Source organism: Kribbella sp. NPDC005582, from assembly GCF_040605415.1.
Classification (GTDB): domain Bacteria; phylum Actinomycetota; class Actinomycetes; order Propionibacteriales; family Kribbellaceae; genus Kribbella.
In genome coordinates, this window is sequence record NZ_JBEXCU010000004.1 from 241,579 (window position 1) to 258,769 (window position 17,191).

Genomic DNA, 17,191 nt, shown 5'->3' on the forward strand with positions numbered 1-17,191 from the left:
GCTAGATCAGCCAGGCGGTGGTGTCGCCGGGGAGTTTGGCGCCTTCGAGCGGGCCGCTGGACAGCACGACTGCTCCGTCGGGCAGCTCGATCGGTGCCTGGCCGAAGTTGGTGATCGACTGCCATCCGCCCGGACGGGTGAAGTGCAGCACCCCCTCGACGCCGTCGTTCCAGGTCAGCGAGTTGGCCGTCTGGAGACCACGCCGGACCGCGAGTGCCTTGCGGTAGAGGCTCAGCGTCGACTCCGGGTCGCCGTCCTGCGCCTCGACCGAGTAGGCGCCGAACCACTTCGGCTGCAGCAGATGCGCGCCGCCGGTCCCGAAGCCGAACGACAGCCCACCGATCGTCCACGGAAGCGGTACCCGGCATCCGTCGCGGCCCTTTTCGGCACCCTTGGAGCGGAAGTACGCCGGGTCCTGCAGGTTGGCCGCGGGCAGTTCGCCGACCTCCTGCAGACCGAGCTCCTCACCTTGGTACAGGTACGCCGACCCCGGCAGCGCCAGCATCAGCAGTACGGCGGCGCGCGCCCGGCGCAGGCCGAGCTCGACGTCGACCGTCGGCTCGGTGCCGTTGCTGAGCAGCCACGCCTTGCCGTCCTGCCAACGCCCGGTCGGGTCCTTCGGCAGCCCGTACCGCGTCGCGTGCCGGACCACGTCGTGGTTGGAGAACACCCAGGTCGACGACGAACCGTTCTGGTCGGCGAGTGCGAGGTTCTCTTCGATCACCTGCCGGAACTTGTCGTAGTCCCAGTCGGCCTGCAGCAGGTCGAAGTTGAACGCCTGCCCGAGCCCGTCCGCGCTCGCATACCGCGCGCGGCGAGCGGCCGGGACGAACGCCTCCGCCACCGCCGACCGCGGCGGGTCGTACTCGTTCAGTACGGTGCGCCACTCGCGATAGATCTCGTGGACGTCGTCGCGGTCGAACAGCGGATGGATGCCGTTCGACTCGGACATCCGGGGCAGCTCGGTCTTGGACTTGAACGGCTCGGCCAGGTCCTTCACCAGGGCGTGGGCGACGTCGACACGGAAGCCGTCGACCCCACGATCGGACCAGAACCGCAGTGTGGTCAGGAAGTCCTCGCGGACCTCGGGGTGCGCCCAGTTCAGGTCGGGCTGCTCGGCCGCGAACAAGTGCAGGTACCACTGGCCGTCCGGGGTCTGAGCCCAGGCGGAGCCACCGAAGATCGAGTCCCAGTCCGAGGGCGGCTGGTCGCCGTCACCGTCGCGGAAGATGTAGCGCTCCCGGGCCGGCGACCCCGGCTCGGCGGCGAGCGCCTCCTGGAACCAGACATGCCGGTCGGAGGTGTGGTTCGGCACGATGTCGACGATCAGCTTGATGTTCGCCGCGTGCAGCGCCTCGACCAGCCGGCCGAAGTCGTCGAGCGTCCCGAGTCGCGGGTCCACGTTGCGGTAGTCGTCGACGTCGTACCCGCCGTCGGCCAGCGCGGACGGGTAGAACGGGCTCAGCCAGACGGCGTCGATGCCCAGGTCGGCCAGGTACGGGACGCGGCTGATGATGCCCTGCAGGTCACCCACGCCGTCGCCGTCGGAGTCGGCGAAGCTGCGCGGATAGATCTGGTAGACGACGGCCTGCCGCCACCAGTCGGGGTCGGTCGTCTGCGGACTGGTCACAAGTGCCTCACTTTGTGATTAAATATAGAATCTAAATTTAGGTTCTGCAGTATTCTGCGCGCGCAGCCGCAGGAAGGTCAAGGGGGATTACGATGACGAGCGCTCCGGCCATCGCCGCGACACCGGCGCTGCTCCGCCGGGTCAACGCCGGCAAGCTACTCGGCATCCTCTCCAGCGCCGGCGTGATGACCGGTACCGGCCTCATCCAGGCCACCGGCCTGACCCGCGCCACCGTGCACGCGGTCTGCAACGACCTGATCGAGATGGGCTGGGTCGTCGAGCTCGAGGCCGGCCGCGACGACAGCTCGGTCGGGCGGCCGTCACGGCGCTTCGAGTTCAACAGCCGGGCCGGGTACGTGCTCGGCATCGACATCGGCGCCGGGCGCACGACTGTGCTGCTGGCCGATCTCCGTGGCGAGACCGTCGCCAAGGCCGGTCGATCGCTGTCGGCGGTGAAGACGCCGGCCGAGCGGACGGCGCTCGTTCATGAGGCTGTGGTCGAGGCGTTGGCTGCTGCCGGGATCGCGGACTCGCAGGTGCTTGCTGCCGGTGCCGGTGTTGCTGCTCCGGTCGATCGGGCGGGGAACATCCTGGTCGACGACGAGTTCTGGCGCCGCTTCGACACTGGTCTCGGGTCGCAGTTGACCGAACTTCACGGTTGGCCCGTACTGCTCGAGAACGACGCCAATCTCGCCGTACTGGGTGAGCACTGGCGCGGCGAAGGTCAAGGCGTCGACGACCTGGCTGTGCTGCTGGCTGGTGAGCGCTTCGGTTCGGGCTTGATGGATTCCGGCCGGCTGCTTCATGGCAGCCGCGGTGGGGCCGGCGAGATGCTGTATCTCAAGCTGGTCGAAGGTGTCGGCACCACGCACGGCATCGCCCGGATCGTCCGCGACCAAGCCGCACAGCTGCTCGCTGACCCAGCGACCCGAACCAGCCTGCGCGCCTTGGTGGGCGACCAGCCGGCAGGCGCCGCGCCCCTTCCTCCCACCACCGCGATCACCGCGGAGCAGGTCTTCGCGGCAGCCTCGGACGGGGATGAAGTTGCCTTGGGCATCCTTCGGTCGGTCGCGACGCGGACCGCTCGCGTCGTCGCCACGTTGGCGATTCTGGTCAATCCGGAGCTGGTTGTGCTCGGTGGCGCGGTAGCTGAGGCGGCGCGGCAGCTGCTGCCGGAGATCGAGCAGCAGCTGGCCGACTACACCAGTACGCCGCCGCGCGTGGCGGTGTCGTCGCTCGGCGACGCGATCGTTTCCGTCGGCGCCGTCCGCCACGCACTCAACTACGTCGAGCAGCACGCGCTCGACCTGGAGCTCACGCGTCCCGGGTGAGCGCCCGCACGACCGCCTCCAGCACGATCACGTTCCGGCCCGAAGTAGTTGCCGACGGCACCCCTTCCGGCACCAGCGCCTGATCCTCCGGAATCCCCGTGCACAGCACGAAAACGTCGTCACGCCTTTGCAGCAGGAACTCCAACGCCTCCCGGATCCACGGCGTCCGCCCAGCGTCCTGTACGGCGATCACCAGCGGCCGACCTTGCGCAGCTGCCGCCGCCTTGCTCAGCGCATCGTCGGGCTGCTCACCCTCCGCGTGCTGCTCCTCGAACAGCGCAGCCTCCTTCTCCGACAGCCGATGCTGATCACGCAGCACCACCCCATCGGACCCCGGCGCGATCTTCGCGAAGAGCTCCGGCAGCCCACTGAAATACGGGTACCACGCCGGGTGCAGTCCCTGCGTCAGATCGATCACGTACGGCGTCGCGCCGAGCGCAGGGAAGGTCTGCTCGGCCACCACCCGCTCGGCCACCTCGCGGATCGCGGCACCGTCGAACGCGGTCTGCCGCTTCCGCTCGGCGAGTGAAGCAGCCAACGCCCGCACCCGCGCGGCCGCATCCGCAACCCGCTCGGCCGGCAGCGAACCGTTGCCCACAGCATCGACAATGTGCTGGGTCAGCGCCTGCGGATCGGCCGCACCGACCGCGATCATCGCCAGATCGGCGCCGGCCCGGATCGATGCCACCGCCGCATCCTCGATGGACTGCGTCTTCGTGATCGCCTGCATCTCCAGGGCATCCGTGGTGATCACGCCGGTGAAGCCCAACTCCTCACGCAGCAACCCGGTCAGGATTCGATGCGACAGCGTGGCCGGCTGGTCGTCGTACGCGGAGAAGACGATGTGCGCACTCATGATGACGTCGGCGCCGGCCGCGATCGCCGCCTTGAACGGCGCGAGCTCGACCGCCTGCACCTCGTCGGCCGACCGATCCACCCGCGGCAGGTCGAGGTGCGAATCCGTGGCGACGTCACCGTGCCCCGGGAAGTGCTTCGGGCACGGCGCGATCCCGGCTTCCAGCACGCCCTCGACGAACGCGACCCCATGCCGCGAGACCCGATCGGCCGTCGTACCGAAGGAGCGGGTCGAGATGATCGGGTTGGCGGGGTTGCTGTTCACGTCCACCGACGGCGCGAGCATCAGATCGATCCCGAGCGACGCCAGCGTGGCGGCCGCATCCCGCGCCGACGCCCTCGTCAGGTCCACATCGTCCAGATCGCCGAGCGTCCGCGGCGACGCGAGCGGCCACGGGTTGGCCGGCGCCAGATGACTGAACTCGCCGCCCTCGTGGTCGATCGCGATGATCACGTCCGGCCGCGCCGCCCGCAGGCTGCTGGTCAGCGCGCGCACCTGGTCGGTGCTGGCCACGTTCCGGGTGAACAGGATGACGGCGCCCAGCCCGTCGGCGACTGCCTTCAGCAGGTTGTCAGGCGCGGTCGTCCCGGCGAAGCCGACGATCAGCGCGCCGGCGGCATCACGGTCAAGGGAGCTCATGGCCACAGCCTCTCGCGCCACTGGTGTGATTCGCTAGCCCCTTTCCGAAATCTCACTCTCAAAAAGAGCGGTCGCCACGGCGAGGTCCTGCCAAGCCATGCCGACCGACTTGAAGATTCGCCTCTTCGTCCGGTCGATCGGTACGTCGCCACTCAGCACTTGGTGGAGTTCGACTGCCGCGTCCGGCGGGAGCGTGCCTGCCGCGATCGCCTGGATCACGTCGCCGGCCTCAGCGATTGCGACCGCTTTGGACTCGACCACGACCTGGGCGTCCTTGAAGAGACCAGCCGGGAGTTCGGCCGCGGTCGGCGTGTGTGAACCGACGGCCACCGCGATCACATCCGCCGCGAGGGTGTCCGGCACGACCGGCGTGGCGGCCGACGTACAGCAGATGACGAGTCCGGCTTGGGTGAGGTCGTCCGTCGTACCAGGCTCTGCTTGGGCGCCGAGGGATCGACCGTAGGCGACCAGTGCGTCGACGGCCTCGGTACGGCGTCCGTGGATGGTGAAGTCGGTGCACCACCCGAGCTGGACCAGCATCCGCAGATGCGCCCGCGCCTGCACACTCGTCCCGACAATCGCAGTGCGCCTGGTTGCACCGCCCAGCGCCGCGATGCCGACCATCGACACTCCAGCAGTCCGCACTGCCGTCAACTCCACCGCATCGATCACCGCGACCGGTGTCAACGTCGTCGAGTCGAACAACACGTACACGCCCTGCACCCGCGGCAGTCCGACCGCCGGATTCTCCGGCGCGATGGTCGCAAGCTTCACCCCCGTCAACCGGTCATCGGCCGCCGGCATCAACAACAGCTCACCTCCAGGCGCCGCAAACCCAGACCGAGCCACACTCCGCTCCAGCGTCTGCCGGTCGGTTGCCGCCCGTCGAATCCCCTCGACAATCTCCTTGGCCGGCACCGCCAGTACGTCCTCCCCCGAGAACTGCCTGACCATCACCACTCCTCCTCGATCACGGCATCCGCACCCACCACAGTCACCCGAACCGCGACTCCCTCCCGCAACTCACCAACTTCAGTCAGCTCCACGATCGGAATCCCAAGCCCGTAAAGCTCCTCCGCCACCAACGTCCCCACCACCAAGATCGGATCCGCCCGCGGCAACACGATCGCAGCCGGTCCCACCCCCACCCGCAACATCTCCGCCAACACACTCGCACTGGACGAAGACCCCCGGCTCCCCGGCATCACCACCACCCGCCCACCAAGCTTCTCGCCCCACCGCGGATGCCGCTCATCCGTGATCACCCCGGTCGCAGCATCAGCGCCACCCCACAACGACAACGCCTCCCCCAACACCAGCACCCGCCCAACCGCCGTACCGGCTCGCAACCCCCGCCCCCGCACAACGCCCATGCCTCATCCTCCCCCGCGCGACCGACAAGACGTACACCCCCACCGCGTCACCCACCTTGAGCACCCATCAACCACCCTCCGGCCACACGAAGCCCGAACCGTGCCCAAGGTCGCGAGACGCACCTCACCTTGAGCACCCATCGACCACGCTGTGGCAGAGCACATGGTGAGTCGTGCTCAAGGTCGCACCGACGCTCGCGGAGGCGCTGGTTTCCACCCCAAGGACGGCTAGCGCCAGGAGGCTTCGTCTCGGGTGACTTTGCCGGCTCGGGCTGAGGTGAGGCAGTCGGCGAGGGAGCCGAAGGTTACTTGGACGCCTAGGTTGACGGGGGCGTACCAGGCCCATTTGGCGGAGTTGGTCATCACGTGGCGGGTTCGCGGGTTGAGGACAGAGGTCACGTAGGTGCAGGTGTCGACGAGGACGCGGATGCCGGCGGACTCGAGGCCGGCCAGCCAACCGTTGCTTTGGGCAACTGCTGCGGTGGCGCGGTTGGTGGCGGCCCAGACTTCGACGGTGGGTGCCATGGGGCCACCGGTACGGACGAGGTCGGCGAGCTCGCGGAATTCGGCGACCGACAGGTGCGGGGTGCCGATGCTCACGGCGTCGAGGGGACCTGGTGCCGGGCTGGAGAGTTCGTCACGGGCGGTTCGCAGCATGGCCGGCGTGATTCGGTGGACCTCCTCGACCGAGGCACCTTGTCCCCCGGCCTCGGGCGTCGTACCGGCGACGTGGAAGAGGCCAATACCACCGCGGGAGGCGGCTGCCGCACCGAAGGCCTTCAGGTGGTCTTCGGGGACAGGCTCGGACCAGCCTGTCAGCAGCGGGACGCGGTCGGCGGCGAGCTTGCCGGTGAGGTGACCGAGGGCGGCCCAGGCGGCGGCCATCCGGAGGGTGTGGGCGGGCAGAGGGCTGAGGTCGAGTTCGATCCGGGCACGACGGTTCGCATCCAGATGCAGACCCGCGTACGGCGCTCGCCCGGTGAGCCCGGCGCAGATGTCGACGAAGTCGCCGTACCGGTCGGTGCGGGCACCGAGGACCGAGTTCGCGAAGGCAATCGCGTTGGACTCGGCCCAGGCGATGTGTTCGCCGAAGCCGGGGCGGCGTTGGGTGTCCTGGTACGGCGCGCAGGTCCACGTCGGCGCGGCGCCGAGCGCGGTGTATGCGTCCATGAGCCGCCGAGCGTCGCGACGTTCGGAGCCGGCGAGGCGGACGAGCCCGGGGTGCAGCAGGTCGAGGGAGCCGACATTCAGCGTGGTCGGTACGACGACCTGGCCGCCCAGCTCGACGAGGCGCTCCGCGAAGTCGAGTCCGGCCTGACCGTGGTGCAGGCAGCCGTCGACGTGCGCGGACGTGATCGGAATCAGCGAGCGCGCGCCGAGTGTCCGGGCCAGTTCGGTGATCAGGCGCATCGCCAGAGCGACGGCAGGACCGGCCGCGCCAGCCAGGAGTTCGCGCTCCTCCGAGGTCAGTGCCACGTCGTTCATCGGGCCTCCCAGCATGCGCATGCTACCGCTCCCAGAGCGTGACACCGAGCCTCTAGAACCCCTTCCAGGGGTATCGTTGTCAGGCCGCATTGAGGGATTACGCAAGGGTCTTTATGCAGGTTCCGCGCAGATTCGCCCGAATCACCCCTCGCCGATCCGGCCGACTACAGATAACGTTGTCTCTCGACCTCGACCGCCCCTGACGGAGCCCGACACGTGACCGAGCAGAACCGCCACCCGACCGCGCCGCACCCCGGCGCGCACGAGGGCCTCTCCCCTGCCCGGCTCGCCACTCGCTCCCCGCGCGGCCATGACGGGACGGAACGGGCACTGGTTCGGCGACTGGCGGGGGGACGATGAGCGACGACACGGTGAGCACGGTTCTCGGGATCGACATCGGCGGCACGAAGATGGCCGCCGCTCTCGTGTCCGCCGACGGGACGATCGTGATCGAGGACCGGATCGCCACACCGGCCGGGGACGCGGACCAGGTGTTCGCGGCGCTCGGTGAGCTGGTGGGGCGAGTGCTCGGCGATGCGTCACCGCTGGCCGTGGGGATCGGTTCGGCCGGGCCGCTCGACGCCACTCACGGACTTGTGTCGCCGGTGAACATCACCGGCTGGCGCAACTTCCCACTGGTCGACCGGGTGCGCGCGCTGGTCGACGTACCGGTGACTCTTGGGGTGGATGGGCATTGCTTCGCGCTGGGTGAGTTCTGGACCGGCGCTGGGCGGGACGTGCAGACGCTGCTCGGCATCGTGGTGTCGACCGGCGTCGGCGGTGGACTGGTCGTAGACGGGAGGCCCTTGCTGGGGCAGTCCGGGAACGCCGCCCACATCGGCCACGTCGTCGTCGATCAGAACGGCGAGAGCTGCGCCTGCGGCTCGTACGGATGCGTCGAGACATACGCGAGCGGTCCGCGGATGGTCGCCCGGGCGCAGCGCCGGGGCTGGCGGACCGACGAGGTCGTGGATGCCGCCGTACTGGCCGCGGATGCGGCGGCCGGGGACGAGATCGCGCTGGCAATCTTCGACGACGGCGCGCAGGCGCTCGCAGCCGGCATTGTCGCGACCGCGGTCACGGTCGACCTGACCACCGTCGTGATCGGTGGCGGGGTGTCGAAGGCCGGGCCAGTGCTGTTCGACCCGCTCGAGGCGTGGGTGAAGCGGCTGGCTCAACTGCCGTTCGTTGCCGACCTCAGCGTCGTACCGGCGCAGCTGGCCAACGCCGGCCTGCTCGGCGCCGCCCACCAGGCGTGGTCCTCGATCCGCTGACCTGGCAACTAATTCGCCGTAGTCCGCACAGCGCCGTGCGTTGGGAAGGCTTCTCCTGCGCATCTTTGCGCAATTCTTACTGAATTGCTCAATCTGTGTAACGGCGGGCCCTTCCCCCACGATGCAACGGATGGATGGGGTGGGGGCACGTCATCCAAGGTTGGTCAAGGGGGGACCTGGACCAGCCGAGCAAGGTCGGTCGATGGGGGGCCGTGGACCGACCGAACGCGTGAGCGGCGGAGAGGAAATCTCTCCGCCGCCCTCGCTTGTCAGGCCGCTGATCGAGTGGCCCGCAGTGCGACCGGTCCTCAGGAGGGTGGAGGACCGCTCCACCGCTCCGGGCCTGCTCAGCCGGCGATCCGCAGGCCGTTGCCCACAGCCCGCTTAGGGGTTCAGCCACTCCGGCTCGGGCAGGCGCGTGCGGTCCAGGCGGCCGTTGTCGTCGAGCGGGAGCTCCTCGATCGGAATCAGGTCGGCGGGGACCAGGTAGATCGGGAGTTCCTTGCCCAGGTCGAGCATCAGCCGGGCCAGTACGGCGGGGTCGCTGTCCTCGAGGACGACGTACCCGATCAGGCAGGTGTCGCCGCCGTGGTCGGACAGCGCGATGACGACGGCGTCGATCACGCCGGGCTGGTCGGCGAGGACGTGTTCGGTCTCGCCCGGCTCAACGCGGTGACCACGAATCTTGACCTGGTCGTCGGCACGACCGAGATACTCCAGCATGCCGTCAGGACGCCAGCGGCCGAGGTCGCGACTGCGGTACAGCCGGCCGCCCGGGTGGGCCGGGTCCGGGACGAACGCGCGCTCGGTCTCGTCCGGACGACCAAGGTAGCCCTGGGCAACGGCCGCGCCACCGAGGTGGATCTCGCCGACACCGCCGACCGGGACCGGGCGCAGCGCCTGGTCCAGCAGCCGTACGGCGACGCCGTCGACCGGACGACCGATCGACGGCCGGTCCTCGGTCGGGTCGACCTCGTGGATCGTGGCGACGATCGACGCCTCCGCAGGGCCGTACTCGTTGTACAGCCGGCACTCCGGGTGTGCGTCGAGGAAGTCCCGCACCTTGTGCGTCAGCACCATCGCCTCGCCACCCGCGACGATCTCCCGCAGCGCGGGCAGCTCGGGCAGCCGGCGCATCGTCGCCAGCAAGGCGGTCAGCGGACTGAACGCCATGAACAGCCGCTCGACCCCGTGGTCACGCAGCGCCGAGATGACCGCGTCCGGGTCGTACCGGTCGTCCTCACCGATCAGCACCAGCGCCGAGCCGGACGCGAGCGCGGTGAACATCTCCTGCACATGCACGTCGAAGCCGAACGACGTCCACTGCAGCGTCCGCAGCGAGGCGCGGGTCCGCAGGTAATGCCGAACCAGGTTGACCGGGCCGCGATGCGGGACGAGGACGCCCTTCGGGTTCCCGTTCGATCCCGACGTGTAGATGCAGTAGGCAACATCATCGGCCGCCGCCTGGACGGGCGGCGCCTGCCGCGAGCGCGGATCGCCATCGCCTGCGGCCACTGGAACGAGCCGCAGTCCAAGCCGGTCGGCCAGCGCGGCGTCGTCTCCGACGAGCGCGACTGCAGATGCGTCCTTCACCATGAACGCCCAGCGCGACTCCGGAACGCCGGGATCCAGCGGCAGGTACGCCGCTCCCGCCTTGAGCACCGCGAGTACGGCGACGACCAGTTCGGTGCCGCGGGCAACTCTCACCGCAACAAGCTGACCCGGCTTCACGCCGAGATCCGTGAGCTGCCAGGCGACCGTGTTGGCGCGGCGCTCGAGCTCGGCGTACGTGAGCTCGCGGTGGCCCTGGATCAGCGCGACCGCGTCCGGAGTCCGCGCGACCTGCTGCTCGAACAGGGTGTGGAGTCCGCTCAGTTCACCGGCGACCACCGCGTCGCGGCGACCGCGGCCGATCGGGCCGACGGGCTCGAGGTCGCCCTCCAGCCGGCGAAGGGCTTCGAGGTCGGCGGCGATCGGCATCATCAACTGGGGAAGACGAAGCCGCGGCTCAGCCGTTGCCCTGCGCAACACCGCTTGCAGGTAGTTGAGCAGCCGGTCGATCGTGCTCCGGTGGAACAGTCCGGCGCGGTAGTCCGCCGTACAGGTGATGCCGGCGCCGTGGTGGGTCAGGCGGAGGCGGAGGTCGAGCGGTTCGGGCAGGTCCTCGTCGCCGTCCTCGAACTCGACCAGCACCTGGAAGAGCGGGTCGCGCTGGAGGATCGCGAGATCTGTGCCTGCGTGGTCGAACGCTCCGGTCGTCACGTCGCGCACGCGGTGCGCGAGCTCGCCGAGGTCGGGTTCGCCGGAGAGGTCGATGCGGATCGGCAACGCCTGGCGGCCCCCCGCGGAGGTGTCGCCCTGCGGGCGGACCAGCGCGGAGCCGATCGTCACGTCCTCCTGCGCGGTGAAGCGCCCGAGCACAGTGCCGACGGCCGCGAGCATGGTCATCAGTGGACTGACCTTGCGCTCCCGGCTGAACACGAACACGGCGTCGCCGAGCTCGTCCTCGAGTTCGAGCTTGACCGAGGCGACCTCGCCGCGTCGGCTGCCATCGGCAGGAAGCACGAGGGGCTCGGCGCCGGCCAGGGCGACCTGCCAGTAGCCGACGTCGCGTCGCCGGCCGCCGAGCGCGGGGGCCATGTCGCCCTCGACGACGACCCGGCGGAGTTCGCCGACTCGGCCGTCGGGGTGGAGGATCTCTACGGCGCGTACGACGCCGCCGTCCGAGGGGGCAGCACTGGAGGCGGATGCAGCTGCTAGGTCGGTCGGCGGGCTGCCGGGGTCAACCGCTCCCTCATCACTTTCCGGTGCAACAACCGCGTCCTCGTCGCTGACGGCAACCTCGGCGTCTACGGGAGATTCGGGGCTTGCTGTCTCCCGCACGTCATCGGTGTGCGCGGACGCAGAGTCGTCAGCCGGACCGTCCGTGGAAGTCTCACCGGAGCCGGCAACTGTCGGCTCCTCCACGTCACCAGTCTGCTCGGACGTGATGCCGTCAGCTGCCGGTACGGCGGCAGCCTCGGATCCCGATGTGGTGTCCGCAGCACTCGGCTCGCCGTCCTCCGACGTAGCGTCAGCCACGGTCTCGCCAGGGGTTCGACTGCTCGTCGGGTCGGCCTTGGGTGCCGGCTCGGTCGTCGTACCGGTTTCGCTCAGCAGAGCTAGTTGTTCGCGCATCAGCTGCGTCACGCCGTCGACGAGTTGCCCGGCGACCCGCAACTGCTGCGACATGAGGGCGGCTACGCCGCTGCCGGGGAGATCGGCAGCGCCGGTGGCGGTGGCAGCCTCTTCGACCCGGGCGGCCAGCTCGGCAAGACCGGTACCGAGCACCGCGAGAGCGACGCGCGCATCGGGCTCGGGAGCGCGTTCGGAGTCACCAGCCGGCTCGACCTGTGAGACGGCGATCTCCACCGGCTCGGCGATCTCCGCTGCCTCCTCGACGGGAGCCTCTTCCTCTGTCGGAGCTTCGTTGCTCTCGGCAACGTCGTCGGCCCGCGTGGTCTGGATCGCGACCGCCGTGGCGAGCTTGTGCGGAGTTGTGTACGACGAGAACAGCGTCTCCGCCGACAACTCCACCGAGAACTGCTCGTTGATCCGGTCGATCACCGGTGCCATCGACTCCGCCGTACCGCCGAGCTCCGCGAATGTGTGATCGACCGTCAAGTCGTACGGATCAAGCCGCAGTACATCGCACGTCAGATCCAGCACAGCATCAAGCGACTCGCGGTACCGCTCAGCCGACACCTCGTCACCCGACAGCGACCCCGCCTGCGCCAGGTAGTCCGCGTCGACCGAATGCGTCTCCTCGGGCAGCGCGAACGGCGACTCCTCCAGCTCCGCGTTCTCTTCGACCGCGGCAACCTCGGCCACCTCGGCCGGCGGATCCAGCGGAATCCGCTTCACCGCAGCACTCGACGGCGCGAACCCGATCGCCTGCGCCCGCGCAGCACGCTCGAACGCACTCACATGCCCCCGTACGGCGCCCTCCGCCGCAACAGCAGGCGCAGCGGACGACGATGTGTCGACGGGGTGATGCACCCGACGGAACGGGTACGTCGGCAGCGGCACGCGACCGCCGTACGCGTAGACCTTCGACCACGCGATCTCGGTGCCCTGCTCGTACAGCTCGGCCAGCCCGTTCATCGTCGCCAGCACCGGGTCTTGACCGAGACGCTGCGCCGGAATCCAGGTGCTGTTCGGCGCGATCCGCCGCCCGGCCGGGCTCAGCACGGCATCCGGTCCGAGCTCCAGGAACCGTCGGCACCCAGCCGCGGTCACGGCCTCGACCGCATCCCCGAACAGCACCGGCTGCCGCAGCTGACCGACCAAGTAGTCGCCGTCCAGCACCGTGCCGGATTCGAGCAGTTCGCCCGACCAGCTCGAGACCATCGGCGTCCGCAACGGCTTCAGCGTGATCCCGCGGACGATCGTCGCGAAGTCCGCCAGGATCGGATCCACCAGCGAACTGTGGAACGCACGATCAACATCCAGCCGCTGCCACGCGACCTGCAACTGATCGAGCTGCTCGGCCAACTGCCCGACGATCACCTCAGAACCAGTCAGCACAAAGGACTGCGGACCGTTGCCGGCGGCAATCTCCACGCCGGACGTCAACGCCAACTCACGCACGCGATCCGCGTCCGCGCGCACCGACACCATCGCTCCCGGTGCGGTCCCACGCTGCATCAGCTCGCCGCGCTTCGCAGTCAGCCGTACGCCGTCCGCCAGCGACAACGCCTCCGCGACGCACAGAGCGGCGTACTCGCCGACGCTGTGACCGACGACGAGCGCCGGCTGCACACCGAACGACTGCCACAACCGTGCCAGCGCCAGCTCGAACGCGAACAGCGCCGGCTGCGCGGTCTCGGTCGGCCAGACGCCCTCCGACTGACCGGCCGGAGTGAGCAGCAGGTCGAGCAGGCTGCCGCCGGTCTCCTCGGCGTACACGCGGTCGCACTCGTCGAGCACCGACCGGAAGACCGGGAACCGTGCCGCGAGGCCGGCCGCCATTCCGCGGCGGGCCGCGCCCTGGCCGGTGAACGCATAGCCGAGCGGGCCAGGTCCGCCGCGCGGGATCTCGGTTGCTTGCGCGGATCCGAGTGCGTCGACCAGCTCGGCCTCCGAGGCACCCGCGACCGCGATCCGGTGCCGATGGTGCGGTCGGCCGAGCGCCGCCGTACCGGCGAGGTCGATGAGGCGATGCCCGGTGCCGTGGTCGAGGTCGGCGCGGTACAGCTCGACGAGGTCGGTCAGCGCGTCCGGGTCGGGCGCCGACAGCGGCAGTACGACGGGGCCGTCGTCACCGCGGCGGACCTGGCGCGGCGGCTCCTCCAGGATCACGTGTGCGTTGGTCCCGCCCGCGTCGAGGGCGCTGACGCCGGCGCGCAACGTCGTACCGGCCTGCCAGTCCCGAGCCTCGGTGGCGACCACGAACGGACTGTTGCCGAGGGCAAGCTCAGGGTGCGGCTTGCGGTAGTTGATCGTCGGGACCAGCGTCCGGTGCTGCAGCATCAGGATCGTCTTGATCAGGCCGGCCATGCCGGAGGCGCTGTCGAGATGCCCGATGTTCGGCTTCACCGAACCGATCGTGCAGAAGCCCACCTTGTCGGTGTGCCGCCGCATCGCGGTCGTCAGCGCGCGCACCTCGGCAGAGTCCGCGGCGGCGCTGCCGATCGCGTTCGCCTCCAGGTAGCTGAGCGAATCGGCCGCGAAGCCGGCCCGCTCCAGCGCCCGCTCGATCAGCTCCTGGTTGCCGCCGGCGGTGTCGTCGCTGCTGACCGCCGTACCGCGGATGACGGCGTACACGGTGTCGCCGTCGGCAACCGCCTGGTCCAGCCGCTTGAGCAGCACCGCGGCCACGCCGTTGCCGCCAACCGTGCCATCGGCCTCAGCGTCGAACGCGCGCACATGACCGGACGGCGACAGGATCGACTCCGGGCCCGGCTGGTAACTCGTTGCCTGCGGCACCTGTACGGCGGATGCTCCGGCCAGCGCGAGATCGGCATCACCAGAACGCAAGGCCTGGCAGGCCAGGTGCACCGCGACGAGCGACGACGACCACGCCGACTGCACACCGATCGCCGGACCGGTCAGCCCGAGGCGGTACGCCACGCGGGCCGCGAGCGAGTCGCGGGCCTGCGGCTGGCGGTTGTAGAGGTTCATGCCCGACCCGGCGAAGACGCCGACGCGGTTGGTGGTCCCGCCGTACCCGGCGTGTTCCAGCGTCTGGTGGCACACCTCGAGGAACAACCGCTGCGCCGGATCCATCAACTCGGCCTCGCGGTCACTCAACCCGAAGAACTTCGCGTCGAACGACTCGACGTGCTCCAGCACGCCACTGACGGGCAGCTCCCCGTCTTCGGACGCGAACCGCCGTACGCTCTCGACGCCGCCAAGGAGGTTGTCCCAGAACTGCTCCAGCGTCTCAGCCCCCGGGAACCGCCCCGCCAGCCCCACGACAGCCACCGGCTCAACCACCGCCTCCCGCGGCTGAGCCACAAGCACGGCCGAGGACGCCGTGGACGCAAGCTCAAGAGCTTCTACTGCGGCAACCTCAGGCACAGACTCACCAGATGCGTCCGCAGCCCCGGACACCTCAGCCGCCGCGGCCACCTCTCCTGCACCGACAACCCCAGCACCCTCAGCCTCCGAGCCAGACTTCTCAGACGCGGTCTCCTCGGATGCGGCCTCGGCAGCCGCAGCAGGCACCGCCTCAACAGCCCCGGCCTCAGTCGCCTCTGACTCAACCGGCTCGACGGTCTCCGACTCAACCACGTCTGCAGATTCGGACTCAACCGCCCCGGCAGACTCCGCCTCGACCACGTCTGCAGACTCGGACTCAACCGCCCCGGCAGACTCCCCTTCGACCACATCTGCCGACTCCGCCTCGACCGTCTCGACCGGCTCGAGCTCAGCGGACTCCGACTCGACCACGTCGGCGGACTCCGGCTCGGCGTCGCCTGTGGACTCGGACTCGACCAGGTCGGCGGACTCCGCCTCCGTGTCGTCTGCGGACTCGGATTCGACCTGCCCGGTGGCTTCGAGTTCAACCGGGTCCGCGGACTCGGACTCGACGGCCTCGGCGGATGCGGGCTCGACGGCCCCGACGGATGCGGGCTCGACCGTCTCAAGCTCAGCGAACTCAGCCTCGTGCTGCTCGACAGACTTCGGCTCGATCAGGTCTGCGGATTCGGACTCCGCCTCGACGGACTCCGGCTCGACTACGTCCGCAGACTCAGAGGAATCAACAGGCTCGGCGGATTCGCGCTCGGCCGGCTCGAGCTCAGCGGACTCGGCAACCGACTCAGCCGCATCTGCATCCGCATCACCCGGCGCCGCCGCGGAGACAACCGACGAGTCGTCTGAGGACGACTCCACAGAAGCGAACTCAGCAGAGGCCGCCGGAGCCTCGGACGACTCAACAGTCGCGGCAGCAGACTCCGCAGCGGCGGACTCGTCGGCTGCAGCCGCCTCCGCCGAAGTGAGCTCGGCGTCGGCGCGCTCCGCGGTCTCGCCGTCAGCAGCCTCGACCGACACACGCTCTGTCTCGTCGGCCGACGAAGACTCCGTGGACGCAGGCTCTGCCGACTCAGCTGACGCAGTTTCCGCGGACTTTGTTGGTGATTCGGCAGGTACGTCGGCCTGAAGCTCCGCAGACGCGCGCTCGGGAGTCGCAGGCTCAGACCCAGCAGGCGCGGACTCGGCGGACTCGGCGGACTCGGCGGACTCGGCGGACTCGGCGGACTCGGCGGACTCGGCGGACTCGGCAGTGAGAGTGTCGACCTCCGCACGCGTAGCTGCGGCCGGCGACTCGTCTGCCGGCACGGCACCAGCGTCGGCAGAAGGTGCCGCGGATTCGGAGTGCTCCGCCGTGGTGGGCTCAGACCCTGCAAGGGTGGACTCATCGGGCACATCGCCTGCCGCGGATGCGAGCTCACCGACTGGCTCGGCAGATGCTGCAGACGTGGATTCTGCGGACGCGGGCTGTGCGGACTCTGGCGATGCGGGCTCGGGCGATGCAGGCTCGGCGGAGGTGGGCGCCACGAGTGCGTCGGCGGGCTCGGTGGGTGAGCCCTCGGCGGGAACCGCCTCCACAGACCTGGGAGCCGCGGCTTCCAGTCCATTGGCTGCGGATTCCGCTGACGTCGAGTCGGCCTCGGCGGGTGCCGACTCGGTCTCAGACTCCGCGGACTCCGTGGGCGCGACCTCGGCGGGTGCAGATTGTGCAGGCACCGGCTCGGAGGCGGACTCGTCCGGCGCGGTGTCCGACGTGGGCTGGGCAGGCGCGGACTCGGGCTCCGCAGGCGCAGACCCGGACTCGGACTCGGGCTCGGGCTCCGCAGGCGCGGCCTCGGCCTCGGCCTCGGCAGAGGCGGACTCGGATGAGCGCTCCGAGGACGCGTCTGCGTCCACACCCGTTTCGGCAGCGGCCGTGGTGTCGGCTGCCGACGGTGCCTCGGAGACCTGCTCAGCAGCAGGCGTTGCTGCAGCCTCGGTGGACTCACCTAGCTCCGACGCGGACTTTGCCGAGGCTGTCGCAGGCTCGGCGGACGCGAGCTCGCTGGACGCCAGTTCAGTCGACGCCGGCTCGGCGGACGCGGGCT

The 17,191-nt window shown here is 69.6% G+C and carries 8 protein-coding genes; 2 read left to right on the plus strand and 6 right to left on the minus strand.

Annotated features, from left to right (window positions below; translation table 11 throughout):
* Window position 1: 1 nt before the first annotated feature.
* Window positions 2–1,630 carry a glycoside hydrolase family 13 protein gene (locus tag ABZS29_RS24370; RefSeq protein WP_355464840.1) on the minus strand — a complete coding sequence of 543 codons (1,629 nt, stop codon included), beginning with the start codon at window positions 1,628–1,630 and terminating at the stop codon, window positions 2–4.
* Window positions 1,631–1,722: 92 nt separating this feature from the next.
* On the opposite strand from ABZS29_RS24370, the gene ABZS29_RS24375 reads away from it, so the two are divergent.
* Window positions 1,723–2,961 (plus strand): ROK family transcriptional regulator, encoded by a 1,239-nt coding sequence (locus tag ABZS29_RS24375; RefSeq protein ID WP_355464842.1) that lies wholly within the window; start codon window positions 1,723–1,725, stop codon window positions 2,959–2,961.
* Here the strand turns inward: ABZS29_RS24375 and nagZ are convergent.
* From nagZ to ABZS29_RS24395, 4 genes are all read right to left on the minus strand, one after another.
* Window positions 2,945–4,456: a beta-N-acetylhexosaminidase gene (gene nagZ, locus ABZS29_RS24380; protein ID WP_355464844.1), complete on the minus strand. Its 1,512-nt coding sequence runs from the start codon at window positions 4,454–4,456 to the stop codon at window positions 2,945–2,947. The genes ABZS29_RS24375 and nagZ overlap by 17 nt on opposite strands.
* A 33-nt stretch (window positions 4,457–4,489) precedes the next feature.
* Complete coding sequence (locus ABZS29_RS24385) at window positions 4,490–5,410, minus strand: hypothetical protein (RefSeq protein WP_355464846.1); 921 nt, start codon at window positions 5,408–5,410, stop codon at window positions 4,490–4,492.
* Window positions 5,410–5,829, minus strand: a complete 420-nt coding sequence (locus tag ABZS29_RS24390) for a DUF126 domain-containing protein (protein WP_355464848.1) — start codon at window positions 5,827–5,829, stop codon at window positions 5,410–5,412. The genes ABZS29_RS24385 and ABZS29_RS24390 overlap by 1 nt, the downstream gene beginning before the upstream one ends.
* A gap of 228 nt (window positions 5,830–6,057) precedes the next feature.
* A complete protein-coding gene (locus ABZS29_RS24395) occupies window positions 6,058–7,314 on the minus strand; it encodes an aconitase X catalytic domain-containing protein (RefSeq protein WP_355464850.1) in 1,257 nt (418 codons plus the stop codon).
* A gap of 356 nt (window positions 7,315–7,670) precedes the next feature.
* Between ABZS29_RS24395 and ABZS29_RS24400 the strand changes: the two genes are divergently transcribed.
* Window positions 7,671–8,588, plus strand: a complete 918-nt coding sequence (locus ABZS29_RS24400; RefSeq protein ID WP_355464852.1) for an ROK family protein — start codon at window positions 7,671–7,673, stop codon at window positions 8,586–8,588.
* Window positions 8,589–8,972: 384 nt separating this feature from the next.
* Here the strand turns inward: ABZS29_RS24400 and ABZS29_RS24405 are convergent, their stop codons facing one another.
* Window positions 8,973–17,000 carry an amino acid adenylation domain-containing protein gene (locus ABZS29_RS24405; protein WP_355465566.1) on the minus strand — a complete coding sequence of 2,676 codons (8,028 nt, stop codon included), beginning with the start codon at window positions 16,998–17,000 and terminating at the stop codon, window positions 8,973–8,975.
* Between the last annotated feature and the right edge of the window lie 191 nt (window positions 17,001–17,191).

Excerpts from the sequence above, each read along its gene's own strand:
- ABZS29_RS24390 (WP_355464848.1), bottom strand. The coding sequence starts at position 5,829 with ATGGGCGTTGTGCGGGGGCGGGGGTTGCGAGCCGGTACGGCGGTTGGG.
- ABZS29_RS24375 (WP_355464842.1), top strand. The coding sequence starts at position 1,723 with ATGACGAGCGCTCCGGCCATCGCCGCGACACCGGCGCTGCTCCGCCGG.
- ABZS29_RS24385 (WP_355464846.1), bottom strand. The coding sequence starts at position 5,410 with ATGGTCAGGCAGTTCTCGGGGGAGGACGTACTGGCGGTGCCGGCCAAG.
- nagZ (WP_355464844.1), bottom strand. The coding sequence starts at position 4,456 with ATGAGCTCCCTTGACCGTGATGCCGCCGGCGCGCTGATCGTCGGCTTC.
- ABZS29_RS24400 (WP_355464852.1), top strand. The coding sequence starts at position 7,671 with ATGAGCGACGACACGGTGAGCACGGTTCTCGGGATCGACATCGGCGGC.
- ABZS29_RS24395 (WP_355464850.1), bottom strand. The coding sequence starts at position 7,314 with ATGAACGACGTGGCACTGACCTCGGAGGAGCGCGAACTCCTGGCTGGC.